This is a genomic window from Aquimarina sp. BL5, assembly GCF_003443675.1.
In the GTDB taxonomy this organism is placed as follows: domain Bacteria; phylum Bacteroidota; class Bacteroidia; order Flavobacteriales; family Flavobacteriaceae; genus Aquimarina.
Genome location: NZ_CP031963.1, coordinates 5,742,501 through 5,767,648, shown reverse-complemented (window position 1 = coordinate 5,767,648; position 25,148 = coordinate 5,742,501). Strand labels below are relative to the sequence as shown.

The window sequence follows — 25,148 nt, the reverse complement described above, 5'->3', positions numbered from 1 at the left end:
TCTCTTTTTTTTGTATAAAGCAGTTAATGTTCTATATTTTATTTAGCAATATTTACTGCCCTTGTTTCTCTAATAACTGTAATCTTAACTTGACCAGGATACGTCATATCAGTTTGAATTTTCTGAGAAATTTCAAAAGATAAACTAGCTGCTCTTTCGTCATTTACTTTTTCACTCTCTACAATAACACGTAACTCTCTACCCGCCTGAATTGCATAAGCCTTCTTAACACCGTTAAATCCGAATGCAATATCCTCAAGATCCTTCAACCTTTGTATATAAGAATCCAACACCTGTCGACGAGCTCCAGGTCTTGCTCCACTAATCGCATCACAAACCTGAACTATAGGCGAAATAAGCGCCGTCATTTCTATTTCATCGTGGTGAGCACCAATAGCATTACAAACATCCGGTTTTTCACCATACTTTTCGGCCCATTGCATTCCTAGAATAGCATGTGGAACTTCAGTTTCCGTATCTGGCACCTTACCTATATCATGTAACAACCCCGCTCTTTTAGCAAGTTTTGGGTTAAGCCCAAGTTCTGAAGCCATAACTCCACAAAGTTTTGCCACTTCTCTAGAATGCTGTAATAAGTTTTGACCATAAGAAGAACGATATTTCATTCTACCAACAGTTTTGATTAACTCTGGGTGTAATCCATGAATTCCAAGATCAATAACAGTTCTTTTACCTACTTCTATAATCTCTTCATCAATTTGTTTTCTAGTTTTCTTAACTATTTCCTCAATACGTGCAGGATGTATTCTTCCATCGGTTACTAATTTATGTAAAGATAGACGAGCAACCTCTCGTCTTACAGAATCAAAACAAGATAATATAATTGCTTCAGGAGTATCATCAACAATAATTTCTACACCAGTAGCCGCTTCTATAGCCCTAATATTTCTACCTTCACGACCTATAATACGCCCTTTTACATCATCACTTTCGATATTAAATACGGATACACAATTCTCTACAGCTTCTTCGGTACCTATTCGTTGTATCGTATTTATAATAACTTTCTTTGCCTCTTGCTGAGCAGTTAATTTTGCTTCTTCTATGGTATCCTGTATTAGCGCCATAGAATCTGTCTTTGCCTGTTCTTTTAGAGACTCTACAAGCTGCTCTTTTGCTTCCTCTGCAGACAATCCAGATATCACTTCTAATTGTTGTACTTGACTTTTATGAAGCTTCTTTAATTCACTTTGTTTTTTCTCAAGATATTCATTACGATGATTGTAATCCTTAATCTTTTGCTCTAGTTCAGAGTTTAATTTCTTGCCTTTAGAAAGCTCGTTAGAGATTTGAGATTCTTTATCTCTAGTTCTCTTTTCCGCTTCAGCCATTTTTTTATCACGAGACAAAATCACTTTTTCATGCTCCGATTTCAATTCTATAAATTTTTCTTTAGCCTGAAGTATTTTATCCTTCTTAATCGTCTCGCCTTCACTTTTAGCTTCCCTAATAATACTTTGAGATGTTTTTTTAGCGCTTTTGATAATTTCTGAAGCTCTACTGCGCTCTAACACTTTAGCAATAATAAAACCTATCACTAAACCCGCCACTGCTGCAATAATCAAAAATATAATGTTATCCATAATCCTAGTTAGTGTTTATATATAAAAAAAGCCTGCACTAGCATGGGTTTTGTATAAACTCTGTAAAAACAGGTTTAGGGCTAACAAATTGCTCAAGGATCCGTGAGACTGATATACATCAGCACGGCTTGCTTTTACAACTTAAACTCACCCTTTTGAAATAATTCTTGTTGAGTTTATCAAAAAATAATAACTAGTGCAGGCAGTAACCTTATTTATTTTAATGAACGTTTACGATAGATGATCTTGCAACAAAGTGTTCAGGGCACTTAATCGACCCGTTACATTTATCTCATCACTATCTTTATCTATAACCTTTTGTTCTACTTGTGCAGCAAACTGTAAAGCACACATTGCTAATACATCTTGCTTATCTCTCACTGCATAACTTTGCTCAAATTGTTTAATCATGGCTTCAATCTTTTTAGCTGCTTTCCTTAATCCTTCTTCTTGATCAGGATTAATAGTAAGTGGATACACTCTATCCGCAACTGATAATTTGATTTTTAATTTATCTGCCATATTCTATATTACTCAGATAGCTGTGCTATACAGACATCTATCTCCCTTATCAGGGCATTTATTTTGAGCTTGGTTTCCCTTTTGTATTCGTCACTGCCTAGCATTGCATTTGCATTTTTGAGTGCACTGAATTTTTCTTCCCACTGTTTTAATTGATCAATCTGAAGTTCTGAATCAGCCTTCAAATCCTTTATTTTATCTCTAAGATCAGCATTTTGTTGTTTAAGCAAGTCATGCTTATGAATCAACTTACTTATCCTATTCTCAAGAGAATCAACAATTTCAATTAAATCACTCATTATAATTTCACGCAATACTTCGTTACACAAAGTTAACATACCAATTGAAAAAACCCAATAGTTTTTAAACTAATTTTGCAGCTCCAATATCTCATCAATCAAGTGGTTAGTTTATAGCCTTTTAGTTTTTAATTAAACATCACTTTAATTTTAATTCCTAAATATTTACATTTACTCCCTATGCGCATAATAACATTATTTTTAGTACTCAATATTGGAATCGGGTACTGTCAAAAAGACATTCCGAAAGACTATTTCATAAATCCTCTAGATATTCCTCTTGCGGTTTCCGGAACTTATGGAGAATTAAGATCTAATCATTTTCATTCTGGTATAGATTTAAAAACGGAGGGGCAAGAAGGATTAAAAGTATATGCAGCTGCAGACGGCACTATTACCAGAATAAAAATTTCTCATTTTGGATATGGAAAAGCAATGTACATATCGCACCCTAACGGCTACACCTCTGTGTATGCACACCTTCAAAAATTTTCTCCTGAAATAGAAGCATATATTAAAAAAAGGCAATACGCAAAGGAATCGTATGAAATCGAGCTTTTTCCGAAGGCCGGAGCTCTATCTGTTAAAAAAGGAGAAGTAGTTGCTTATAGCGGTAACACAGGAGGTAGTGGTGGTCCACATTTACATTTTGAAATAAGAGATGCAAAGGCAAGACCAATGAACCCTATGAGTTTTGGTATTGATATCAAGGACACTAAAAAACCAACAATTAATAGTGTTTGGATCTACAGTCTTGATGAAAACTCTCATGTTAACGGAGACCAGCAACCGACAAAATTAAGATTAATACCATTAGATGATGGTAATTTTAAGGCAGAAGGTGTTAACGCAATAGGAAAAATAGGAATTGGTGTTTCTACAATAGATCAGCAAAACTTGGCAGCCAATAAAAATGGGGTCTATAAGATTTCGACAGAGCTAAATGGTCAAGAAAATTTTGCTTTGGAAATGAAACGGTTTTCGTTTTCGGAGACTCGTTATATTAATAGATTAATTGATTATCCATACTATAAAAAGAATCGTAGCAGGATTACCAAGCTATTTATTGAAAAAAACAATCCACTTACTATCTATAAAAACACTATTGATAAAGGCATTTTTAACGTAGAAGATAGTTTATCGTATACGGCTAAAGTTTTAGTCAAGGATTTTAAGGACAATACTGCCGAAATTAGCATCCCAATACAGGGAAAGCAACTTGCTGAAATTTCAAAAAAAGAGATTATCAAAACACCATATTTAGTCAAGCCAACCGAAAACTTCACATTTAATTCTGGAATTTTTGATTTATACATCCCTAAAGGTAGTTTATACGAACATGCATATTTGGATATTCAAGCTAATGGTGATACTATCAAAATTCATCAAGACGAAATTCCATTACATAAAAACATGACGATTGTATTTGATGTTTCTAATTATAGTGAGTCGGATAAGAAAAAGCTATATATTGGAAGATTAGGATATAATAACCAACATTATCACGTAAAAACAAATAAAAAAAACAATCGTTTTTCTACAAGAACCAGAACTTTAGGTAGTTACTCCTTATTCACTGATCTTAATAAACCAACCATAGTTCCAATCAATGTGTCTGACAAAAAATGGATGTCTAAAGCTGATTTTTTAAAGATTAAGATAGATGACGCTGATTCTGGTGTAAAAAGTTACAGAGCTACTATCAACGGGAAATTCATTTTGATGGAATATGATTACAAAACCGGAATGCTGGTTTATGATTTTAATGACAAAATAATTACTGAAACAGAAAATAAATTTAAACTTATTGTGTTAGATAAAGTAGGAAATAATGCTACATTTGAAACAACATTCTTTAGAAAACCGTAAATAGATATACTCTTTGAAAAATCTCCACTTCCTTTTTGTTTTTTTTCTAGCCCTCACAAGTCATAACATAATAGCTCAAAACGCAGTCGTAAAAGGTGTTGTTCTTGATGAATCCAACAAACCAATTGTTGGGGCTAATGTATCCTATGAAAATTCTGGAACACTAACGGATGAAAATGGTGTATATGTACTTAGTATTCCTGCTAATGAGGACATAAAAATTAAAATAAGCCATGTAGGACTAAAGGATTTTACTTTTACTATTAATTTAAAGGAAAACCAAGAATACGAATTAAACCCTATATTAAAAACAGATATTGAGCAGATCAGTGAAGTAATTATCACTGGTAGAGAACGAAAAGTTGTAGAAGGAATTACTACGTTAGACCCAGAAACAATTCGTATTACTCCCTCCGCTAATGCAGGTGTAGAAGGCTTACTAAAAACATTACCGGGAGTAAGTTCTAACAACGAACTAAGTACTCAATATTCGGTAAGAGGAGGTAATTTTGATGAAAACTTAGTATATGTAAATGAAATAGAAGTATATCGCCCTTTTCTTATTCGTTCTGGACAACAAGAAGGACTTAGTTTTGTAAATACAGACTTGGTAAGAAATGTAGATTTCTCTGCGGGTGGTTTTCAGGCTAAATATGGAGATAAACTTTCTTCTGTTCTAGATATTACGTATCGCAGACCTACACGATTTGATTTAACAGCCGACCTGAGTTTGTTAGGAGGAAGCATAGCGGCTGGAGGAATAACTAAGAACAAGAAACTTGCAGGAGTAGTAGGTGTTCGATATAGAGATAATAGTCTTTTAGTAGATGCCAGACAAACTCAAACTAATTTTAGACCTAGATTCGCGGATTTACAAACATATCTTTCTTATAATTTCTCAGATAAGTTTGAATTAGGTTTTCTAGGTAATATTGCAATCAACAAATACGATTATGAACCTTTAACTCGTCAAACCAATTTTGGTACAATTACGAATCCAATTGCATTAACAATTTTCTATGATGGTCAGGAAAAAGATCAGTATGAAACTTATTTTGGCGCATTAAAAGGCACATATCAAGCTAATGAAAATTTAACTTTAAAATTAATTGGTTCTGCATATCATACACAAGAACAAGAGTACTTTGATATTTTTGCAGCTTACTTTTTAGGCACCGTAAATACAGATATTGGTAGTGAAGATCTTGGTGAAGTTGAGTTCAATGAAGGTATTGGCTCTCAGCTAACTCATGCGAGAAATGACTTGGATGCTTTGATATTTAATCTGGAGCACAAGGGAACCTATATTGCGGATGAGCATCAAATAGATTGGGGTATAAAATATACTTCTGAAGATATTAGAGATCGAATCCAGGAATATGAAGTTATTGACTCTGCCGGATTTTCGATTCGTCCTCCAGGTACTTTTATTAATGATCAACCTTATAACCCCAATGCAAGTCCCATTGTTCCTTTTACCAGTGTAAGAGCTACTAATATGGTTACTATTGATCGATTTTCGGGATACGCTCAGTATAGTTTTCGAACCAATATCAAAGAACATGAAATTTGGATGAATGCAGGAATAAGAGCTCATAATTGGAATGTTTCGGGGGATGGAATTAGTAGTACTTCTCAGACGGTTTTTAGCCCTAGAGCACAAATAGCTGTTAAACCTAACTGGAAAGCAGATATGATCTTCAGACTTTCTGGAGGATGGTATCATCAACCGCCTTTTTATAGAGAACTAAGAGATATTCAAGGAACTGTTCAACCAGATGTAAAAGCTCAGCAATCCATCCACTTAGTTGCGGGTAATGATTACAGTTTTAATATGTGGGACAGACCTTTTAAACTTACCACAGAATTATATTATAAAAAACTTACAGATGTTAATTCATATACTGTAGAAAATGTAAGAATTCGATACCGAGCCAATAATAATGCTGAAGCATATGCCGCTGGGTTTGATTTAAGGCTAAATGGTGAATTTGTTCCCGGAACTGAAAGCTGGGTAAGTCTTGGTTTGCTAAAAACTGAAGAAAACCTTGATAACAGAGGATATATCTCAAGACCTACAGATCAAAGAGTAAAAGTCGGAGCACTTTTTCAGGACTATGTGCCTACAATCCCTAATTTAAAAATGTACCTTAATCTTGTATACCAAACAGGTGTTCCTGGTGGTTCACCAAGCAATGCTGACCCTTATAACTTTCAGACAAGATTAAGAGATTATCGAAGAGCAGATTTGGGGATTTCTTATATCGTAGTAGATCAAAAAATAAGACGTAAAGAAGGGAGTTTCTTTAATAAATTTAGAGAATTGAATGTAGGTTTTGAAATTTTCAACGTTTTTGACAATCTTAATTCTATCACGAACACCTTTGTTAGAGATGCTGCCTCTCAGCAGCAGTTTTCTATTCCAAATTTCTTAACCCAAAGAGTTTTTAATGTACGGTTAGGTATGAAGTTTTAATCCTCTATAAACTCCTTTAAAACACCAATCACATAATCTACTTCTTCTTTGGTATTATATTTAGAAAAAGAAAACCTAATAGAAGGTTTTAGCATATCTTCTTCAGAAAGTATTTCTGTTAATACGTGAGAGCCTTTGCCGCTTCCACTTTGGCAAGCACTTCCTTTAGAACAAGCTATCCCTTTGATATCTAACTGAAACAAAAGAATACCAGATTTTTCCTGGGATATCGGAAGACACACATTGATTAAAGTATAGGTACTATGATCTAAATCACAACAGTTTGCATTGAACTTGACTCCATCAATTCGTTCCTTTAACTGATCTATAAAATATTGCTTTATATTGGAAATATATGCTTTTTCCTCAACCATATGTTCATACGCCAGACGCAATGCCTCATCCATACCTGCAATATTATGTACTCCTTCAGTTCCACCACGATATCCTCTCTCCTGCTCTCCTCCGTAAATCAATGGTTTTAATCCAGAATTCTTTTTTATATAAGCAAACCCAACTCCTTTTGGACCGTGAAACTTATGAGCACTAACAGCAGTAAAATCAACCTGTAATTCACTAAGATTTACATCTAGATGGCCTATCGATTGTACCATATCACTATGAAAAAGAGCTTCTTGTTCCATACATAAATTACCCACTCTATCGATATCTAGGATAGTTCCAACCTCATTATTCACGTGCATTAAACTTACTAATGTTTTATCGGAACTAGCAACCAATAACTTTTCTAAGTGGTTATAATCAACAGAACCATCTAGATTAATATTCACATAACTTATAGATATATTAGTTTGTGATTGTATTTCCTGAACTGTATGTAAAACCGCATGATGTTCGATTTTTGAAGTAATAATATGTTTTACACCTAAATCTCTAACAGCACTATTTAATGCCAGATTATCAGCTTCAGTTCCTCCTGATGTAAAAATAATTTCTGAAGCTTTTACACCTAGATGTTTTGCAATATTTTTTCGTGCTTGCTCAATATGATTTTTAGCAGATCTCCCAAATCCGTGAGTAGAAGAAGGATTTCCATAATCTTCTCTTAGCACCAAAGTCATCTTATCTATCACTTCGGGGCGTACCTGTGTAGTTGCAGCACTATCGAAATAAACCTTTTGCATTAAATCCAAAAAATTAGTTGTTAACCAATAAAAAAATACAATTTATGCAGTAATAAACAACGCATTTTATCATATCCTTATTTTCTAACCGCAAATCTAATTCAAATAAAATTATTTTCCTTGCTACACGTTATAATCTTTCAATTCCATTATTTTTGTCAAAACATTCAGAAAAACATACCAAAAATAAACATGTGTAAATTTCATTCGTCTTTATCATATGTAAACTATTTTGATGTGTTATAAAATTACAAGATAGTTTCTTATTACGAAACTTCGAATTGTTACTAATTTTCAAAACATAGAAAGTGAAAAAGCTTTTATATATTTTTATTTTTTTGGGTTTAACATCATGTGATGATGGTGATATTATTGTTACTAGTTTTGAGTTTGAAGACGTAGACCTTCAGTTATGTCAGGGAGCTAAACCTAATGAATTTGTTTTCTTCAAAATAAACACATCCGTTAACGAAGCCATATCTTATAATTTTATTGATGCAACCTATTCAGCAACTACTGTAACAGAAAATCCAATTATTATCGATCTAGAAAACCTAGATAATGGTTTAATTTACAGAAAATTTAATACCGCTATTACCTCAGATTATTACTGCAATAATATCCCTGATAGTAATATTACTGTTACTGAAGAACTTTTAAGTGTAAGCGGGATAGCTACAATAAACAACCAAATAATAAGTGAAGATGATAATGATGGTGTGGAATCAACATTAGAAGCACCGAACGAAATTGATCCAGAAGCGGATCCTGATGGCGATGGGGTTCCGAATTATCTGGACGATGCTATGAATGATAACTCCATTAGAAACACAAATCAAACTGCAGATAATCCTTTAGGAATTGAAGAAGGATATAATTCTGATGATGATCAAATTCCAGATTTTAGAGATCAAGATGATGATAATGACAACGTATTAACAAGTGTAGAGTTGCCTAATGACGATCCTAATGATGACACCTTTCTAGATACTGATGGAGATGACATTCCTAACTACAAGGATCCCGATGATGATGGTGATGGAATATTAACTAGAGATGAGGATATTGATGGTAATGGAAATCCAAGAGATGATGATTCTGATAATGATGGTATTGCAAACTTTTTAGATAATGATGATGATGATGATGGAATACCGACCAAGGAAGAAGATACTAATAATAATGGAAACCCTTTAGACGATGACGACGATATGGATGGAGTTCCTAATTATTTAGATTCGGACCTTTCTGACGGTATTGCAAATGCTAATGCTGACAACCCATCCATCCTAGATAATACAGTAATTACTATTTTTAGAACTACATTAGCAATTAGTGATCTCATTTTAAATGAAGTTAATGACCAATTTACAAATGATGATTTTTCCTTTGGTTTTAGAGATCAAACTATCTCCATAACCACTCCCAAAAATGAAGACTAGTACAATGATGAATAAACTATATTTTTTATTTTTTGCACTCCTAATAATAAGTTGTAGTGAAGGTGATATTATAGAATTTTCTGTTGACGACTTGAACGGAGATCTAGAAAATTGCTCTAATGAGAATGACAATACTTTTGTATTTTTCGTAATTGATCAAGGCATAAATAGATCTTTATCTTTAAATTTCACGGATACGAGTTTTGAAATTAATCCAGAAAACGTTTCTGACATATCTATAGACGAACCTACTCTAATTACTTTAAATGCTACTAATAATCAATTTATCTATAGAGAATTTGATACCGCCATTAATGGAGATGAATATTTTTGTAATAGCATTCCAGTTAGTGGTGTTAATGTAACCTTAGAATTAATAAGTACTAATGGAACTGCGGATATTAGTTATGAAGCTGCCGAGGATCAACCGGATCCTACTCAAACCAGTTATTCCAGAACTGTTATCTTAAGAGATGTAACATTAGAAGGAGGTGGTATTGCAATAAGAAAGGAAATATTAGAACTAGGATCTGATAATATATCAATCCCGAACTAGCTATCTGTTTTTAGGGTTTTGCAATATATATATTTCCATAGCGCCAAGCCCATATTTTTTATAATCTGCATCTGATATACTAATATTATCATATCGGCCAAACAAATACTTTAACTCCTCCTTTAGAACTCCTTGCCCAACACCATGTATAAAAACTACCCTCGGAATACGTTTACTGATTGCAAAATCTAATTGTCTTTTTGCGGTATCTAGTTGCAAAGTAACCATTTCGTGATTAGCCATTCCTTTTGTAGATTTGACTAACTTATGTATATGAAGGTCTACTTCCATCGGAGGTATATTCCTTTCTTTGGGTTTTATTAGCGGTCTTTTAGGTTTCTTTTTAAAAACCTCTTTTTCTTGTAGGTTTTTCTCTATTTCTTCATAAGAAGGAACAATTAAATTGTCAGATTGCTCTTTCACTAATTCATTAGCCATAAAAACCATATCAAAACCATCATCGGATGTAATGGTTATCTCGTTACCATTTAACGAAATTACTTTACCGGTAATGGGCTCGTCTAATACCGAAACTATATCTCCTATCTTAATCATACTTTCTACTCCTCTTCTTCGTTATTTTTAAGATACTCTACATTATTATTTGTTGATCTCGATGATACACTTGTATTTATTATAAATATTCCGGACATCAGGCATACGATTCCAGCACTCTGCAGATAATAGTTCTTTTTGGATGATGCTATCTCAATAATTAAAAGAATAGCACCTACGGTTATCAAAAGGAGACTACAGATCTTTTTCAATTTAATTTTATCCATTGTGCAAAAGTATCAAATATTAGATTTTTTCTACACATTAATTTCTTGAATACTCAAATTGTGTATATTGTGCCACATAATTAAGAAAAAATGTCTTTGGAAAAGTATATGTTTCCTTGTCTAAACAAAAAACTTTTTGGTGTGGATTGTTTAGGATGTGGCTTACAACGGTCGTTAGCTCTGTTATTTAGAGGAGAATTTGTTGCTGCTTTCCAAATGTATCCGGCAATATATCCTTTACTAACTCTTCTTTTTTTCTTAGGATTTAATTTTTTTATTAAATTTAAACACGATTCACTTATTAAAGTGATTTTAACTATTATATCTGTGCTTACAATGGTTGTGAGCTATCTAATCAAAATGAAATTCATTTTTAACTAATCAATTTTTTATGGAAACTAATCAACCGAGACCTAAAAACTATCTTGTTGAATCTATTTTAGTAACAATATTCTGTTGTTTACCTTTAGGGATTGTTGGCATTATCAACGCCTCTAAAGTAAATTCTGCTTATGATCAGGGCAATTTTGAAGAAGCAAATAAAGCTTCTGCTGATGCCAAAAAATGGACAAAAATTGGATTTATCATAGGAATAGTAGCAACTGTCCTTTATTTAATATTTGTGTTTGCTATGGGAGGCCTAGCTATTTTAGGAGGTGGTTCATATTAAATGAAAGTAAAACATCTAATTATAGGGATATTTTGTATATCATTAATATCCCTATATTATTTTTATAATCCAGAAGGAAAACTTTTTCCTTTTCCTAAATGTCCTTTTTTTAGCCTTACTGGGCTACATTGTCCAGGATGTGGAAGTCAAAGAGCATTACACCAGTTACTACATTTCAATATAATTCAAACACTTAATCATAATGCTTTATATATACTAGGGATATTGACTATTGTATATAACCTTGTTATCAAAGGAATAAATCATTATTCTAAAAAAAATTACTTTAATTATCTTTATCATACCAAAACTCCTATTATCATAGGAATAATCGTTGTTGCATTTTGGATTTTAAGGAATATTCCTCACGAGCCATTTTCTTGTCTAGCGCCATAGATAACGTAATACTTGTTTTTGCAAAGAAATAGTCAATAGCAAACGCTAGTGTAATCTATTTATAGTTTGCATATTCTTTTCTGTTATCACTTATAATGGTCTTTAAAAGTTTCTCATCTTTCTGGTAATTCGATAGTGTCATATTCTATGACTTTAGCTTATTTATAGGTAACGACAATCACAAGATCTATTTCCAGCTCACCAATGCGTTCCTTTTTATCCCTTACTTACTCCTCTTTTTTCTTAGGATTTATTTTTTTTTATTAAATTTAAACACGAATCACTCATTATAGTGATCTTAGCTATTATATCTACGCTTACAATAGTTGTAAGCTATCTAATCAAAATGAAATTCATTTTAACTAATCAACTTTTTTATGGAAAAACAAACCTTACCTAACGCTACTCTTATTTTAGTATTTGGTATTTTATCAATTGTAGGATGCTGCTGTTATGGAATTCTTGGTGTTATTTTTGGGGTCGTAGCATTGGTTCTTGCCAAAAAAGCTACTGCAATGTATACAGAAAACCCAGAACTATATGAAGGATATAATAATGTAAAAACTGGAAAAATATTAGCTATTATTGGATTGATTATAAGTGCTCTTTATGTGATATCTCTAATAATTATTTTCACAACCATAGGTTATGATGGTTATATGGAAATGGTTAGAGAACAAATGGGACAATATTAATAAAACCAAAATTATTAATATACTTAAAACTGCCTTGATATAATCAAGGCAGTTTTAATTTTTAGGATACAGTGATAATGAATGAAATAATAACTTTTCTTGAGGACAATCTCCTGTTCTGCCCTTCTAAAGAGTTCATAGGAATTGAATGTTTAGGTTGCGGGCTTCAAAGAAGCTTTATTCTTTTGATAAAAGGAGAATTCCTGCATTCTATTATGATGTATCCTGCCTTAATCCCTATGCTAATTATGATTTGTTATTTAATTAGCCACATTTACTTTAGTTTTAAAAATGGTGCAAGTATCCTTAAATACTTTTATTTCTTGAATATAATCCTTATTGTTGTCAATTATTTTATCAAACAATTATCATATACATAAATGGAAAACAAACAACAATTACCTAACGCTACTCTTGTTCTGATCTTTGGAATTGTTTCAATAGTTACTTGCTTTTGTTACGGAATTATTGGATTAATATTTGGAATAGTAGCCTTAGTAATTTCGAAACAATCAATCAAACTTTACAATGAAAATCCGGAACTCTATTATGGATATGAAAACCTAAAAGCTGGAAGAATTTGTGCAATAGTTGGTCTCTCTCTTAGTTCGTTATATTTATTATTCATCATTGGATACCTAGTTTTTGTTGGCGCAATGATGCCGTGGGGTGAGATATTAAATCAATAGAATTTTGAAACTCATATTTATTGACAATTGTCTTTTATATTGCTAATAATTGGGAGTTATTATAATATCTGTATTAATTCTTATAACCGAAATAATAACAAAAGCACCCTTTATTGGGTGCTTTTAATATAAAACATAGTTTTAAATCGTCTTATTTATTCAAATGCTCTAAGTGTCTTAACAATAATTTCAACACATTCTAGCAACTGTTCTTTAGTCATTACTAATGGTGGAGCAAAACGTATGATGTTCCCATGAGTTGGTTTTGCTAATAATCCATTTTCTTTTAAAGCAACACAAATATTCCATGCGGTTTCACTTTCTTCATCATCATTTATCACAATAGCATTTAGCAATCCTTTACCACGAACAAGATTGACAATATTGGATGTTTTGATATATTCATTCAATTCTGACCTAAATAACTCTCCTAACTGATATGCATTTTCTGCAAGTTTTTCATCTCTTACAACTTCTAGTGCTGCAACTGCGACTGCTGCCGCTACAGGATTCCCTCCAAAAGTACTTCCGTGGTTACCAGGCTTAATCACTTCCATAATATCATCATTCGCTAATACTCCAGAAACAGGATAAGCTCCACCACTCAATGCTTTACCAAGAATCAATACATCAGGCTTTACATTAGGTGTTCCAGAACAGTTTTTATCACTACAAGAACAATTACCACAAGTAGCTAACAATCTACCTGTCCTTGCTATTCCTGTCTGAACTTCGTCTGCTATAAACAACACATTGTGTTTCTCGCATAATGCTTTTGCTTTAGACAAATAATCTTCGGAAGGAACATAGACACCAGCTTCTCCTTGTATAGGCTCAACTAAAAATCCAGCTACATTTTTATTATTTTCTAACGCTTCTTCTAATGCCTTAAGATTATCATACTCGATTTTTATAAATCCTGCTGTATATGGCCCAAAATTCTTACGAGCTACAGGGTCATTAGAAAAAGAAATTATTGTAGTAGTTCTTCCGTGAAAGTTATTCTCACATACTATAATCTGTGCTTCATTCTCAGCAATACCTTTCTTTTCATAGGCCCATTTTCTACATATCTTTAATGCTGTCTCTACAGCCTCCGCACCAGTATTCATTGGTAACAACTTATCGAAACCAAAATACTCTGAAGCAAATTTCTCGTATTCCCCTAATTTATCATTGTAAAATGCACGAGAAGTTAGTGTCAATGTCTGTGCCTGCTCCATCATTGCTCCTACTATTTTTGGGTGGCAGTGCCCTTGATTAACAGCAGAATATGCACTTAAGAAATCATAATACTTTTTTCCTTCTACATCCCAAACATATACACCTTCTCCTTTATTTAAAACTACCGGTAAAGGGTGATAGTTATGAGCTCCATACTTGTTTTCTAAATCGATTGCTTGTTGAGACGTTAATTTTTCTAAAACAGCCATTTTTAATAATTTAAATTGATAAAATAACCATTCCTTCTGTACCTTTATCCTTTCGAAAAGACTCGAAAATTCAGCGTGGGAGAGAAATCATCCCTAAGAGAATTGCAAAATTACTAAATCTTTATTGATTTTTTAATTTTAGAGTCTGTAATGCATCCTATTTTTAATTATTCAAAATAATAGGTTTATTTTATTACGATTTAAGAATCCAAACAGCCAGAGTTCTTATTTATTCCTGATATTTCGAAGCAATAGATGAAATCTGTAACTCCAGTCTTTTAATTTCTCTTAGTAGTGCATTTTTATCCATTTGCATCCAAGAATACAACTTAAGCATTGCCGTTATCATAACGCAGAAAAATCCTGCTACACTCCACCTTATAAGTTCATTCGTATTATCTGTATTTAAAAACTGAATTAAACAATAGATAAAAAGCCCAAATACCACAAAGTTTACAATAAACATTATAATAATAACCCAACTATTCCTCGTTTTAAAAAGCCCTCCAACCATCTCTAGTAGATTTTGCTCATCTAGTTCGTCATAAAACTTTGCCTCTTCATTAGTTAAAGTTTCTTTTATCAATTGATCGATATCTTCCATTTTATTTTTCATAATTTTTACTTTTTAGAATTTGTTTTAATTTTTCTCTGGCGGTAAACAAGCGAGATTTTACAGTACCTACAGAAATGTTAGCTATTTCAGCTATTTGTTTCACACTATAGCTTTCGAGATAAAAAAGATGAAGCACCATTTGTTGATCACTTGGCAAGGTTTTTATAGCATTTTTTAATAATATCATTATATTATCATCTTTATCATATACATCATATTTTATTGATACTTCATTTTTATGATAAAAGTCTATATTCTCTAATTCCTTTTTATTTTTTCGGAGCCAATCATAAGACTTTCTTGTAACTATAGTCAATGCCCAACTTCCGAAACTATTAGGATCTTTTAGATTATGAATTTTTAATAATATTGTGCTCCAACTATCTTGAGCGATATCTTTAGAGGCTTCTATATCCTTACTATACCAATATGCCTGTTTACATAATTTCTCATGCCATCGTTTCACAAGAATTGCTGCAGCTTTCTTATTTCCGGATTGGCACTGTAATACCAACAAAGAGTCAAATGTTTTATTAGTGTTGGTCATAGTAACCTTTATAATATAGACGTAGAAATATAAATTAGGTTCATTTTTTTTATTCTTTTTATAAGATATATGGAATATTTAATAAGTATATAGTTTCTATTCTTATTTTTGCGCTATGGCGAGAAAAAACAGAAAACAGGTTTTTGAAAACATAGAAGTGATTGATGCGGGCGCAAAAGGAAAAAGTATTGCCAAAGCTCCTGATGGAAAAATCATTTTTATAAACAATGCGGTTCCAGGTGATGTAGTAGATATACAAACCACAAAAAAACGAAAAGCTTTTTATGAAGGGTCTGCAACTACTTTTCATAAAAAATCCGATAAGCGAGTAGATCCAGCTTGTAAACACTTTGGCACCTGCGGTGGATGCAAATGGCAATTTATGGGATATGAGCATCAACTATCATATAAACAACAAGAAATAGTTAATAACCTGACACGCTTAGGCAAAATAGAATTACCTACTGTAACTCCGATTCTAGGTTCCGAAGATCAGTTTTTCTACAGAAATAAAATGGAGTTCTCTTTTAGCGATAGTAGATGGTTAACATTAGAAGAAATCCAAAGCGACACAGAAATCGAAAACCGTAACGCGTTAGGATTCCACATTCCAGGAATGTGGGATAAAATTTTGGATATAGATACATGTCATTTACAAGAGGATCCTAGTAATGCGATTAGAAATAAGGTAAAAGTATTTGCTACTGAGAATAATTTACCATTTTATAACGCTAGAAACCAAAGTGGTTTTCTACGTACTTTAATGATGAGAATTGTATCTACTGGAGAAATTATGGTATTAGTTCAGTTTTTTTATGAAGATGTAGAAAAAAGAACATTATTACTAGATTATATAATTTCTGAGTTTCCTGAAATTACTTCTTTACAATATGTTGTAAATACAAAAGGAAATGACACTATATATGATCAGGAAGTAATCTGTTATCACGGAAAAGATCATATCGAAGAAGAAATGGAAGGTTTACGTTTTAAAATTAATGCTAAATCTTTTTACCAAACCAATTCTAAACAAGCATACGAACTATATAAGATAACTAGGGATTTTGCAGGTCTTACAGGAAATGAATTAGTATATGACTTATATACCGGTACAGGTACTATTGCTCAATTCGTAGCTAAAAAAGCAAAAAAAGTGATTGGTGTTGAAGCAGTGCCTGAAGCTATTGAAGATGCCAAGACAAATGCAAAACATAACAATATTGACAATGTAGAATTCTATGTTGGGGATATGAAAAAAGTGTTTACGACAGAATTTATAACAACTCACGGGCAACCAGAAGTCGTTATAACTGATCCGCCAAGAGATGGAATGCATAAAGATGTCGTGGGCCAATTATTAAACATCTCACCGGATAAGATTGTATATGTAAGTTGCAATAGTGCAACACAAGCAAGAGATTTATCGTTATTAGATAGTATGTATAAGGTTACCAAAGTACAACCGGTAGATATGTTTCCACAAACGCACCACGTAGAAAATGTGGTTTTATTAGAAAAAAGATAATTCATGAAGTTATACAAAACTTTAGTCCTTATGATTTGCTGTCTTATTGCGGTCTATCTAAGTTCCAGTTGTGAACGAGATGACTTGTGCGCAGAAGATACGCCAACTACACCATTTCTGATTATTAAATTTATTGAGGATGGTACGGTATCTGATATTAAACAACCAAATGAGTTACAGGTAAAAGCTGTCGGATTCGAAGGAATTATTGACTTTACAACAAATCAAGATTCTATCATGATCCCTTTAAGAATAGATGCTCTTCTAACGGATTTTGAGTTTACAATAGATTCTGATGTTGATGAAGATGATAATACTGACGAAACTCCTAATACGGATACATTAAGTTTTCAGTATACACCTGTAGAAGAATATGTAAGTAGTGCATGTGGTTTTAGAGTCACTTATAATGGACTAACTGAGAGCTTCATTCAAGAAGAAGATAATCAAAACTGGATTAAAGAAATAACGATACAAGAAGGAGACGTAACCAATGAGACAGCTGCACACGTATTTATTTTTCATTAGCCTGTTCATTTCAGGTACGATATTGAGTCAAGAAGCGGAGACTAACATTTCTGCAAGAGACACCTTACCTCCTGCCGAAAAATATGGTTTAAGAGTTGGTGTAGATATTGCCCGATTAATTAGAACTGCCTTAAATGATGACTATTCGGGTTTTGAGATTAATGGTGACTACAGAATCTACAAAAATTATTATCTAGCTGCAGAATTAGGAAACGAATCTTTTTTAAGAGATGAAGAGAATATTGAAGTAGAAGGATCCGGAAGCTATATCAGATTAGGTGTAGATTACAATGTCTATAAAAACTGGTATGGAATGCAAAATAGTATTTATGTCGGTCTTAGATATGGTTTCTCCACTTTTGACCAAACATTAAATAGTTATAGGATTTTTACGGGTACGGATTTTTTCCCTAATGAACCTATTACTGAAAAAAGAGAAGCTAAAGATCTAACCGCTGGCTGGGTAGAATTTACTTTAGGAATTAAAGTAGAAGTACTAAATAACCTCTATCTAGGAGCGAGTGTATCTTTAAGAGGACTTGTTAGTGAAAAAGATCCTGATGGATTTGATGATGAATTTGATGGGTTTGAAAATTTATTCATTCCTGGATACGGAAGAACAAACGATTTTAGTCAGTTTGGCGTTGGATACACGTATACAATTAGCTACTTGATTCCTTTTGTAAAAAAGAAAAGGTAATAATTCATTGTTATATATGTCTTATGCTAAGACCTATCCTGAAATTTAGCTTTTTTGCTTCCAGCATACATTTCATACTTCACTAAACGACATTCTAGTTTACCATTAAATACTTTTATTTTTCGAGAAGGTCTTAATCCTACATATTTTAAAGCTTCAAGGTTAGAAGTTATAAACCAAGCATTAGTATCTGGATAACTCTGTTTAAGCGTATCTCCTATTTGTGCATAAAATTTTTCTTCGTCCAATTCTAAACGTTCTCCATATGGAGGATTAAAGACCATATGAAGTTTCTTATCTTCATTTTTAGAACTTTCAAAAAAATTATCATCTTTAATCTTAATAAAATCGGTGAGATTCGCATTTTCTACATTTTGTTTTGCCTTTCTAACAGCAGATGGAGCTTTGTCAAAACCAATAATTGAATGATGAAAATCACGCGTTTTTTTCAAACTGGCTTCTTCAATTTTTTCAAATAAATCCATATCCCAATCTAACCATTTTTCGAAAGCAAACTCTTTTCGGTTCAAATTAGCAGGAATGTTACAAGCAATCATAGCTGCTTCTATAGCAAAAGTTCCACTACCACACATTGGATCTAGAAAATCACATTGTCCATCCCATCCAGATAATAATAACAGACCAGCCGCTAAGACTTCATTTATCGGAGCAATATTTGTCGCACTGCGATATCCCCTATGATGTAACGATCCACCAGAGCTATCTAAAGATACTGTGCATAGATCTTGCTGGATATGAATATTAATGGTCAAATCCGGATAATCAGTATCTACATTAGGTCTTTTTCCAGTTTCTTTTCTGAATTTATCTACAATAGCATCTTTGGATTTTAAAGAAATAAACTGGGAATGCTTAAATATTGTTGAATTTACTGTTGCATATATCGCAAAAGTATCATCAGTGTTTAGATATTCATCCCAACGAATGGATTGAATAAAACTATATAAATCTTTTTCATTACGTATTTTTTTAGAAGAAATAGGCTTTAATATTTTTAAAGCCGTTCTAAGACAAAGATTTGCTTTATACATAAAACCTGTATCTCCATAAAAACTAACCATTCGATTACCTACTTGGACTTTTTGGGCACCAAGATTACTAAGCTCCTTTGCTAATATTTCTTCAAAACCAAAAAAGGTTTTGGCTACCATTTTAAATGAATGATTCACTTCTTTAATAATTCTAAGTTATTCAACTTTCAAAAAAACATTAAAAATATTATTTCAAGAAAGTTTTTTTGCTTTTTGAGACTAAACCCACATAATTCGTTTCACCTTGCGGTAATAAACCGCAAAAATACATTAATTTTGCGCCCTATGCTAAAAGATTCTACAATGTGGTATGCATCTTGGTTCGATACACCATATTATCATATATTATATAAAGATAGAGGCCACGAAGAGGCGCAAGAATTCATGGATAACCTAACTAGTTATCTAAGCTTAGAACCGGAAGAAAAAATCCTGGATCTTGCTTGTGGTAAAGGAAGACACAGTGTTTATCTAAATAAATTAGGATATAATGTTACTGGAGTTGACCTTTCTAAAAACAGTATTGAATATGCATCTCAATTCGAAAATGAATCACTGAAGTTTAAGGTGCACGATATGTCTAAACCTTACTCTAAAAAGTTTTCTGCTGTTTTCAATCTTTTTACAAGCTTTGGTTATTTTGAAAAAGAAGAATGTAATCTAAGTACCATAAAAGCTATAAAGTCTGATTTAAATGAAAGAGGCTTTGGTGTTATTGACTTTATGAACGTCGATTACGTAATTAACAACCTTGTTCCTGAAGAAACAAAAGAAGTTTCTGGAATAAATTTTCATATAAAAAGATATGTTGAAGATGGTTATATCTACAAGGAAATAAAATTTAATGACAATAATGAGGACTTTTTATTTACCGAAAGAGTAAAAGCCTTGACTCTACAAGATTTTCAAAAATATTTTGAAGAAGCTGAAGTCAATTTGCTTGATATTTTTGGCGATTACCATCTTAAAAAATATGATAAAACTACTTCTCCTCGACTTATTCTTATTTTTAAATAGTGTATAATCACATACTATCCATATCAGCAGTTTTTATAGGTTCATTAATAGTATATATATTCAAACCTAATAATCAAAAAAACTTAAAATTACTTTTAGCTTTTAGTGGTGCTTTTCTATTAGCCATTACTATCTTTAATCTGTTACCAGAAGTGTTTGAAGAGCACCAATATGCCAAGCAAACAGGTGTTTGGATTATGATTGGAATTTTACTCCAAAAAGTATTAGAATATTTCTCAAAAGGAGCAGAACACGGACATATACATATTCATAAAGAAACTACTCAGATTCCTAAATTACTTTTTATAAGTTTAGGAATTCATGCCATTCTGGAAGGTTTTCCTATTCATCACACAGAAGGTATCCTTATAGGGATCATTATTCATAAAATTCCGGTAGCAATGATACTAACAACTTTTTTATTTAAAACAGAAATAAAAAGGCCTATCATCATATTGTTTCTTATTCTTTTTGCTCTAATGACTCCTCTGGGAACATTTATCTCTGAACATTTTGAAGGAGTTCAGGCGTACTACAAAGAAATTACAGCGCTTGTAATTGGTATATTTCTACATGTTTCTACCACTATTTTATTTGAAAGTAATGAAGGGCATAAATTTAATATCACCAAACTAATGGTTATTCTAGCCGCAACAGCCTGTGCTTATTTTATTTAACATGTTTAGCAAAGAAGATTCAAAAAAAATAAGACAAGAATTCTGGACTACATTTGGTAAAGCTTACCCGCATAAATGGCTATTATACAACACAAAAATTAAAGATGTAACACTTAAGTTCACCTTTACAACAAAGATTGCTCAAGTTTCTATTGATGTAGAACCTTATGACGAAACAATAAGAGCCTATTATTATGACAAATTCTTAAGTTTAAAAAATATTATCGTAGAGGAATATTTAGATAATATCATTTTTGATCAATTCTATCAATTAGAAAATGGAAAAATTATTTCTCGCATTTATACAGAGCTAGTAGATGTAAGTGTACATAATAAAAAAACTTGGGAAATAACGATGGAGTTCCTAAACGAAAAAATGCTCGTGCTCGAAACATTCTTTTTAGAATATAAAGATTTTATTGAATCATAATTAGCAAAACATAGGTAATATTATTAATTATTTACGAAATTCGTAAATCTGGAAGATTTTTCATACATTAGTTTCTAACACAAACTCAATCTTATGAAAAATTATTTTAAAGCGATAGCTATATTGCTATTCTCAATTGTATTCTTACAATGTACAGATGAAAACATTTCCACAAAAGCATCTGAAATAGGTTTAGAACTTCAGAATGAAAACAATTTCACTGGAAAACTAATAGTAAACAATCACAACATATCATATGTTGTCAACTCTTCTTCAGAGCTTAATTTTAATATGTCCTTAGAAATTGATAAAAAATTAATCGATGCGTCCATCAATTATGAAAACGAAAGTATCGATATAAATGGTCATAATATTGTTTTATCAGAAAATGAAAAAAGAGCATTACTAAAAACGGGGCAACTAATATCAGAATATATTTTAAGCACTAAAGATGGTGACATATCTATGACGGAATATACACTCTTAAGTATGACCGAATACCTTGGGAAATCACCTAATAACTACATCTATTCTAAAAGAAAGATATTGTCTTCTGGTAATACAAATACTCTAAAAAGCAGAAATGAAGGTATCACTTGTATTAGAAAGAACACTTATGTAAACGCAGAATATGATGATTCCAGAGGTAATCATAGCGATAGAGTAAGGGTTGGTAGTAAACCAAGAAATAATTATGGATGTATGGGACGATGCGGAGGAGACTGCGGTAGATGGTGGATACCAAGTGCTTGGACTAAAGATTGTATGGATCACGACCAATGCAGTAATATAAATAATGCAAGTGGTGGCGGTAGTGACAGAAACTGTGGCGACGAGTTTAATGAAGCAGCTGATGATTATGTTTTTGGCGTAATCAGAGGATGTAGAGGATAGTGTAAAATAAGATAAACCATATTATCAACTCTCGAAATTTTTAATATGGTTTATCTTATATTATATAATAAACTTTAGCACAAAAATATAATGAAACACGCCACCTGCTAACACAAATACATGCCAAATTACATGATTGAAATTTAGCTTATTAAAAGCGTAAAAAATTATTCCGAAAGTATAGGCCAATCCACCTAACATAAGATACATAATCCCTTCAGAACCTACTACATCCGTTAATGTAGTAATATCTAACATAATTAACCAACCCATTACTAGATATAAAGTCACTGAAAGAATCTCGAATTTTCCAGTAAAAAAAAGCTTTAGAATTGATCCAAAACCAGCCAAAGACCATACAAGTATAAAAAGAAGCCACCCTTTACTATCCAACAAACCAATTAAAGTAACGGGTGTATACGTCCCAGCTATTAGTAAATAAATACTAATATGATCCATAACCCTAAATCGATTCTTAAGAGAAACATTATTTGTATAATGGTACGCTGAAGATGCAAAATATAGTACCATTAATGAAACAGAATATAATAATATTGAAAATGTGCTGTAAGAAGTTTTATGTGTATCATTAAATAGTAAGAAAAATAAACCTAAAGCGGAAAGTAAGAAACCAAATCCATGAGTTAACCAATTCCATCTTTCTTCAATCGGTGTTTGTACGTTCATAGATCACAAAAATAATAAAGTACATATATTTTGAAGCTTTATTTCTGGGCAATTACAAACAACGAACACAAAACATACATCCTTCTATCATGATATAAGTAACCTAAATAAAAACAAAAAACGTAAGATAAATATTACTTTTTTAGTGTTAAAAACAGAATAAATACGCTTTAACCATATTATTTAGTATTTAAACCCGTAATTATATATTTTTTATATATATTTAGGTGCCCCAAAACCTACAGTAACAAATGAAAAATATTAAAATCTCCACGTATTTTATATGTTTCCTATGCGCTAACTTATTTTATTCTACTCTTTATGCCGACCAATATGAAGAAATGTCATTCGCCGAATTGGAGTGTAGAATTATTCACACGGAAGAACACCTAAACTCCATAGGAAGAGCCAATAGTGTCATGCTTATTGAAAACATTATAGATATCTCTACTAAATTCAATACCCAACAAGAATACTATTTAAAAGGATACTCTTATAATTTATTAGGAAAAATACATTTCCTGAATAAAGAATATAAAAAAGCTCTTAAAGAATATAAAATCGCAGAACTATTCATAAAAGAATTAGAAGGAGATTCTGAACTAATTATAGATGTTAACAATAATATTGCTTTAGTATATTTAGAGGGTTTTAACAAACCGGCAAGAGCATTAAAAAGAATCAAGCATATTCACGAAAACTATAAAAACCTAAATAACGACTATAAACATAGCTTAGAACTAAATTTAGCTAACATTTATCTTAAAACCAGAAATTACAGAAAAGCATATAGACTATTAAAAAAATGTCAAAAATATTTTAGTCAAGACACTGAACATATTACTGAATTACTTTTAACCTACTTAAGTTTCGGTGAATATTATAAGATTCATAATAACTACAACAGTGCTATAAGACATTTCGAAAAAGCTGCTTCTATTGCAGAAAAAAATAAAATGTCTAGAGAAGCAATGAACATTTATAAAAAGTATGAAGAGTTACTTGTGAAATTAGGAAGACAAGATAGAGCTTATGCGATTCTTAAAAAATATACTAAACATCACGAAACTGCCTTAGAAACTGAGAAATTAGAAACAAATCAATTTAAGGAAAAATTAGTAGTAAGCAATAAAAACAATAGTATACAAACTCAAAAAGCAAAACAATCACAAACAGTTTCTATATTTACATTATCACTACTTATATTATGTCTAATATTGTTTTGTTTTTTCATCTATAACCATAGAAAAACAAAAGTACTCGGAGAATCTTTGGCAATTAGAAACAAAGAATTAAAGATTTCGAAAGAAAAATCAGATCGTCTTGCTGCCGTAAAAACTAAGTTTATATCCACAGTAAGTCATGAACTTAGAACTCCGCTATATGGAGTGGTTGGTTTATCGTCTATTCTTATGGAGCGGATAAAAGATGAAGAAAATCATAAATTTATAAAACTAATGAAATTTTCTGCGGATCATTTACTAAATCTTATTAATGATGTTCTTCAGGTTACTAAAATGGAATCTTATGAAATAAGCTTAGATAAATCCATATATAATATCAAAAGCTTAGCTGATGATATCAGAAATTCATTTGAATATCAAGCAGATAAAAATGGGAATACGTTACACCTTAATTTTGATCCAAACATTCCTCATTCTCTTATTGGAGACTCTGTAAGATTATCCCAGATTTTTATTAATCTTATCAGTAATGCAAATAAATTCACCAGAAACGGAAATATCTGGCTAAATTTTGTCAACCCAATCGTTACCGATAACCAAGTTGAGATTACCTTTGAAATTAAAGATGACGGAAGAGGAATTCCTTTGGATAAGCAAGGAATAATCTTTGATAAATTTTCTCAAGCTAATTCAAAAGACCATACGACTGGTAC

General features: G+C 31.8%; 29 protein-coding genes and 1 other RNA gene (1 of these 30 only partly in view). 18 read left to right on the top strand and 12 right to left on the bottom strand.

Translation table 11 applies throughout. The annotated features are described in order from the left end of the window. Positions 1 to 38: 38 nt before the first annotated feature. The 4 genes from rny to D1818_RS24195 form a co-directional block, all read right to left on the bottom strand. Complete coding sequence (gene rny / locus D1818_RS24210) at positions 39 to 1,604, bottom strand: ribonuclease Y (protein WP_118462816.1); 1,566 nt, start codon at positions 1,602 to 1,604, stop codon at positions 39 to 41. A 55-nt stretch (positions 1,605 to 1,659) separates the two neighbouring features. Further along, positions 1,660 to 1,780, bottom strand: a non-coding RNA gene (ssrS, locus tag D1818_RS24205) — 6S RNA. 55 nt (positions 1,781 to 1,835) lie between these two features. After that, positions 1,836 to 2,126: a cell division protein ZapA gene (locus tag D1818_RS24200; RefSeq protein WP_118462813.1), complete on the bottom strand. Its 291-nt coding sequence runs from the start codon at positions 2,124 to 2,126 to the stop codon at positions 1,836 to 1,838. A gap of 8 nt (positions 2,127 to 2,134) precedes the next feature. After that, a complete protein-coding gene (locus D1818_RS24195) occupies positions 2,135 to 2,425 on the bottom strand; it encodes a hypothetical protein (protein WP_118464093.1) in 291 nt (96 codons plus the stop codon). Between the two features lie 180 nt (positions 2,426 to 2,605). Between D1818_RS24195 and D1818_RS24190 the strand changes: the two genes are divergently transcribed. Then, the gene (locus tag D1818_RS24190) at positions 2,606 to 4,294 is read left to right on the top strand and encodes a M23 family metallopeptidase (protein ID WP_118462808.1); all 1,689 of its coding nucleotides are present in this window, start codon (positions 2,606 to 2,608) and stop codon (positions 4,292 to 4,294) included. A 13-nt stretch (positions 4,295 to 4,307) separates the two neighbouring features. Beyond that, a complete protein-coding gene (locus D1818_RS24185; protein ID WP_118462805.1) occupies positions 4,308 to 6,770 on the top strand; it encodes a TonB-dependent receptor in 2,463 nt (820 codons plus the stop codon). Here the strand turns inward: D1818_RS24185 and D1818_RS24180 are convergent. Then, the gene (locus tag D1818_RS24180; RefSeq protein ID WP_118462802.1) at positions 6,767 to 7,915 is read right to left on the bottom strand and encodes a cysteine desulfurase family protein; all 1,149 of its coding nucleotides are present in this window, start codon (positions 7,913 to 7,915) and stop codon (positions 6,767 to 6,769) included. The two genes, D1818_RS24185 and D1818_RS24180, sit on opposite strands and share 4 nt — an antisense overlap. A gap of 308 nt (positions 7,916 to 8,223) precedes the next feature. Between D1818_RS24180 and D1818_RS24175 the strand changes: the two genes are divergently transcribed. Continuing rightward, a complete protein-coding gene (locus D1818_RS24175; RefSeq protein WP_118462799.1) occupies positions 8,224 to 9,357 on the top strand; it encodes a hypothetical protein in 1,134 nt (377 codons plus the stop codon). After that, entirely contained in the window at positions 9,347 to 9,913 is a 567-nt protein-coding gene (locus D1818_RS24170) for a hypothetical protein (RefSeq protein WP_118462796.1), read from the top strand. Before D1818_RS24175 ends, D1818_RS24170 begins: the two co-directional genes overlap by 11 nt. On the opposite strand, the gene D1818_RS24165 is transcribed toward D1818_RS24170, so the two are convergent. Further along, positions 9,914 to 10,468, bottom strand: coding sequence for a DNA mismatch repair protein MutS (locus D1818_RS24165; RefSeq protein ID WP_118462793.1), 555 nt, complete (start codon positions 10,466 to 10,468; stop codon positions 9,914 to 9,916). 5 nt (positions 10,469 to 10,473) lie between these two features. Beyond that, positions 10,474 to 10,680, bottom strand: coding sequence for a hypothetical protein (locus tag D1818_RS24160; RefSeq protein ID WP_147406158.1), 207 nt, complete (start codon positions 10,678 to 10,680; stop codon positions 10,474 to 10,476). A gap of 105 nt (positions 10,681 to 10,785) precedes the next feature. Here D1818_RS24160 and D1818_RS24155 point away from each other — a divergent pair, with 105 nt between their 5' ends. From D1818_RS24155 to D1818_RS24130, 6 genes are all read left to right on the top strand, one after another. Beyond that, a complete protein-coding gene (locus tag D1818_RS24155) occupies positions 10,786 to 11,076 on the top strand; it encodes a DUF2752 domain-containing protein (protein ID WP_371682591.1) in 291 nt (96 codons plus the stop codon). A 10-nt stretch (positions 11,077 to 11,086) separates the two neighbouring features. Beyond that, on the top strand, positions 11,087 to 11,365 hold the full coding sequence (locus D1818_RS24150; protein ID WP_118462785.1) for a CD225/dispanin family protein: 279 nt from the start codon (positions 11,087 to 11,089) through the stop codon (positions 11,363 to 11,365). Continuing rightward, entirely contained in the window at positions 11,366 to 11,761 is a 396-nt protein-coding gene (locus D1818_RS24145) for a DUF2752 domain-containing protein (protein WP_118462782.1), read from the top strand. A 377-nt stretch (positions 11,762 to 12,138) separates the two neighbouring features. Further along, positions 12,139 to 12,456: a CCC motif membrane protein gene (locus D1818_RS24140; RefSeq protein ID WP_118462779.1), complete on the top strand. Its 318-nt coding sequence runs from the start codon at positions 12,139 to 12,141 to the stop codon at positions 12,454 to 12,456. A gap of 77 nt (positions 12,457 to 12,533) precedes the next feature. Beyond that, positions 12,534 to 12,836, top strand: a complete 303-nt coding sequence (locus tag D1818_RS25975) for a DUF2752 domain-containing protein (RefSeq protein ID WP_118462775.1) — start codon at positions 12,534 to 12,536, stop codon at positions 12,834 to 12,836. Further along, entirely contained in the window at positions 12,837 to 13,145 is a 309-nt protein-coding gene (locus D1818_RS24130) for a CCC motif membrane protein (RefSeq protein ID WP_118462771.1), read from the top strand. 155 nt (positions 13,146 to 13,300) lie between these two features. On the opposite strand, the gene rocD is transcribed toward D1818_RS24130, so the two are convergent. The 3 genes from rocD to D1818_RS24115 form a co-directional block, all read right to left on the bottom strand. Next, the gene (rocD, locus tag D1818_RS24125; RefSeq protein WP_118462768.1) at positions 13,301 to 14,578 is read right to left on the bottom strand and encodes an ornithine--oxo-acid transaminase; all 1,278 of its coding nucleotides are present in this window, start codon (positions 14,576 to 14,578) and stop codon (positions 13,301 to 13,303) included. Positions 14,579 to 14,807: 229 nt separating this feature from the next. Next, positions 14,808 to 15,194, bottom strand: a complete 387-nt coding sequence (locus D1818_RS24120) for a DUF6768 family protein (protein WP_118462765.1) — start codon at positions 15,192 to 15,194, stop codon at positions 14,808 to 14,810. Continuing rightward, a complete protein-coding gene (locus D1818_RS24115; protein ID WP_118462762.1) occupies positions 15,184 to 15,741 on the bottom strand; it encodes an RNA polymerase sigma factor in 558 nt (185 codons plus the stop codon). Before D1818_RS24115 ends, D1818_RS24120 begins: the two co-directional genes overlap by 11 nt. Positions 15,742 to 15,856: 115 nt before the next feature. Between D1818_RS24115 and rlmD the strand changes: the two genes are divergently transcribed. The 3 genes from rlmD to D1818_RS24100 are packed head-to-tail and all read left to right on the top strand — an operon-like array spanning position 15,857 to position 18,494. Then, positions 15,857 to 17,266 carry a 23S rRNA (uracil(1939)-C(5))-methyltransferase RlmD gene (rlmD, locus tag D1818_RS24110; protein WP_118462759.1) on the top strand — a complete coding sequence of 470 codons (1,410 nt, stop codon included), beginning with the start codon at positions 15,857 to 15,859 and terminating at the stop codon, positions 17,264 to 17,266. 3 nt (positions 17,267 to 17,269) lie between these two features. Further along, positions 17,270 to 17,794 (top strand): DUF6452 family protein, encoded by a 525-nt coding sequence (locus D1818_RS24105; RefSeq protein ID WP_118462756.1) that lies wholly within the window; start codon positions 17,270 to 17,272, stop codon positions 17,792 to 17,794. Beyond that, entirely contained in the window at positions 17,760 to 18,494 is a 735-nt protein-coding gene (locus D1818_RS24100; RefSeq protein ID WP_118462753.1) for a DUF6048 family protein, read from the top strand. Before D1818_RS24105 ends, D1818_RS24100 begins: the two co-directional genes overlap by 35 nt. Positions 18,495 to 18,520: 26 nt before the next feature. Here D1818_RS24100 and D1818_RS24095 read toward each other — a convergent pair whose 3' ends face one another. Then, the gene (locus D1818_RS24095; RefSeq protein ID WP_118462750.1) at positions 18,521 to 19,666 is read right to left on the bottom strand and encodes a class I SAM-dependent RNA methyltransferase; all 1,146 of its coding nucleotides are present in this window, start codon (positions 19,664 to 19,666) and stop codon (positions 18,521 to 18,523) included. A 165-nt stretch (positions 19,667 to 19,831) separates the two neighbouring features. On the opposite strand from D1818_RS24095, the gene D1818_RS24090 reads away from it, so the two are divergent. From D1818_RS24090 to D1818_RS24075, 4 genes are all read left to right on the top strand, one after another. Continuing rightward, complete coding sequence (locus D1818_RS24090) at positions 19,832 to 20,563, top strand: cyclopropane-fatty-acyl-phospholipid synthase family protein (RefSeq protein WP_118462747.1); 732 nt, start codon at positions 19,832 to 19,834, stop codon at positions 20,561 to 20,563. Then, positions 20,563 to 21,240 carry a ZIP family metal transporter gene (locus D1818_RS24085; RefSeq protein WP_367183278.1) on the top strand — a complete coding sequence of 226 codons (678 nt, stop codon included), beginning with the start codon at positions 20,563 to 20,565 and terminating at the stop codon, positions 21,238 to 21,240. Before D1818_RS24090 ends, D1818_RS24085 begins: the two co-directional genes overlap by 1 nt. A gap of 1 nt (position 21,241) precedes the next feature. Further along, on the top strand, positions 21,242 to 21,670 hold the full coding sequence (locus tag D1818_RS24080) for a DUF4268 domain-containing protein (RefSeq protein WP_118464087.1): 429 nt from the start codon (positions 21,242 to 21,244) through the stop codon (positions 21,668 to 21,670). A 93-nt stretch (positions 21,671 to 21,763) separates the two neighbouring features. Further along, positions 21,764 to 22,564: a hypothetical protein gene (locus D1818_RS24075; protein ID WP_118462741.1), complete on the top strand. Its 801-nt coding sequence runs from the start codon at positions 21,764 to 21,766 to the stop codon at positions 22,562 to 22,564. A 60-nt stretch (positions 22,565 to 22,624) separates the two neighbouring features. Here the strand turns inward: D1818_RS24075 and D1818_RS24070 are convergent, their stop codons facing one another. Beyond that, positions 22,625 to 23,251, bottom strand: a complete 627-nt coding sequence (locus tag D1818_RS24070; RefSeq protein WP_118462737.1) for a hemolysin III family protein — start codon at positions 23,249 to 23,251, stop codon at positions 22,625 to 22,627. 341 nt (positions 23,252 to 23,592) lie between these two features. Here D1818_RS24070 and D1818_RS24065 point away from each other — a divergent pair, with 341 nt between their 5' ends. Continuing rightward, a protein-coding gene (locus tag D1818_RS24065; protein ID WP_162897305.1) for an ATP-binding protein crosses the window boundary here: on the top strand, positions 23,593 to 25,148 show its 5' portion. It continues 568 nt past the right edge of the window; only the first 1,556 of its 2,124 coding nucleotides appear in the window; it begins with the start codon at positions 23,593 to 23,595; the stop codon falls past the right edge of the window.

Excerpts from the sequence above, each read along its gene's own strand:
- D1818_RS24140 (WP_118462779.1), top strand. The coding sequence starts at position 12,139 with ATGGAAAAACAAACCTTACCTAACGCTACTCTTATTTTAGTATTTGGT.
- D1818_RS24195 (WP_118464093.1), bottom strand. The coding sequence starts at position 2,425 with ATGAGTGATTTAATTGAAATTGTTGATTCTCTTGAGAATAGGATAAGT.
- D1818_RS24170 (WP_118462796.1), top strand. The coding sequence starts at position 9,347 with ATGAAGACTAGTACAATGATGAATAAACTATATTTTTTATTTTTTGCA.
- D1818_RS24145 (WP_118462782.1), top strand. The coding sequence starts at position 11,366 with ATGAAAGTAAAACATCTAATTATAGGGATATTTTGTATATCATTAATA.
- D1818_RS24105 (WP_118462756.1), top strand. The coding sequence starts at position 17,270 with ATGAAGTTATACAAAACTTTAGTCCTTATGATTTGCTGTCTTATTGCG.
- D1818_RS24155 (WP_371682591.1), top strand. The coding sequence starts at position 10,786 with ATGTCTTTGGAAAAGTATATGTTTCCTTGTCTAAACAAAAAACTTTTT.
- D1818_RS24130 (WP_118462771.1), top strand. The coding sequence starts at position 12,837 with ATGGAAAACAAACAACAATTACCTAACGCTACTCTTGTTCTGATCTTT.
- D1818_RS24165 (WP_118462793.1), bottom strand. The coding sequence starts at position 10,468 with ATGATTAAGATAGGAGATATAGTTTCGGTATTAGACGAGCCCATTACC.
- D1818_RS24100 (WP_118462753.1), top strand. The coding sequence starts at position 17,760 with ATGAGACAGCTGCACACGTATTTATTTTTCATTAGCCTGTTCATTTCA.
- D1818_RS24180 (WP_118462802.1), bottom strand. The coding sequence starts at position 7,915 with ATGCAAAAGGTTTATTTCGATAGTGCTGCAACTACACAGGTACGCCCC.
- rlmD (WP_118462759.1), top strand. The coding sequence starts at position 15,857 with ATGGCGAGAAAAAACAGAAAACAGGTTTTTGAAAACATAGAAGTGATT.
- D1818_RS24120 (WP_118462765.1), bottom strand. The coding sequence starts at position 15,194 with ATGAAAAATAAAATGGAAGATATCGATCAATTGATAAAAGAAACTTTA.
- D1818_RS24090 (WP_118462747.1), top strand. The coding sequence starts at position 19,832 with ATGCTAAAAGATTCTACAATGTGGTATGCATCTTGGTTCGATACACCA.
- D1818_RS24190 (WP_118462808.1), top strand. The coding sequence starts at position 2,606 with ATGCGCATAATAACATTATTTTTAGTACTCAATATTGGAATCGGGTAC.
- D1818_RS25975 (WP_118462775.1), top strand. The coding sequence starts at position 12,534 with ATGAATGAAATAATAACTTTTCTTGAGGACAATCTCCTGTTCTGCCCT.
- D1818_RS24095 (WP_118462750.1), bottom strand. The coding sequence starts at position 19,666 with ATGGTAGCCAAAACCTTTTTTGGTTTTGAAGAAATATTAGCAAAGGAG.
- D1818_RS24070 (WP_118462737.1), bottom strand. The coding sequence starts at position 23,251 with ATGAACGTACAAACACCGATTGAAGAAAGATGGAATTGGTTAACTCAT.
- D1818_RS24075 (WP_118462741.1), top strand. The coding sequence starts at position 21,764 with ATGAAAAATTATTTTAAAGCGATAGCTATATTGCTATTCTCAATTGTA.
- D1818_RS24150 (WP_118462785.1), top strand. The coding sequence starts at position 11,087 with ATGGAAACTAATCAACCGAGACCTAAAAACTATCTTGTTGAATCTATT.
- D1818_RS24115 (WP_118462762.1), bottom strand. The coding sequence starts at position 15,741 with ATGACCAACACTAATAAAACATTTGACTCTTTGTTGGTATTACAGTGC.
- rny (WP_118462816.1), bottom strand. The coding sequence starts at position 1,604 with ATGGATAACATTATATTTTTGATTATTGCAGCAGTGGCGGGTTTAGTG.
- D1818_RS24200 (WP_118462813.1), bottom strand. The coding sequence starts at position 2,126 with ATGGCAGATAAATTAAAAATCAAATTATCAGTTGCGGATAGAGTGTAT.
- rocD (WP_118462768.1), bottom strand. The coding sequence starts at position 14,578 with ATGGCTGTTTTAGAAAAATTAACGTCTCAACAAGCAATCGATTTAGAA.
- D1818_RS24080 (WP_118464087.1), top strand. The coding sequence starts at position 21,242 with ATGTTTAGCAAAGAAGATTCAAAAAAAATAAGACAAGAATTCTGGACT.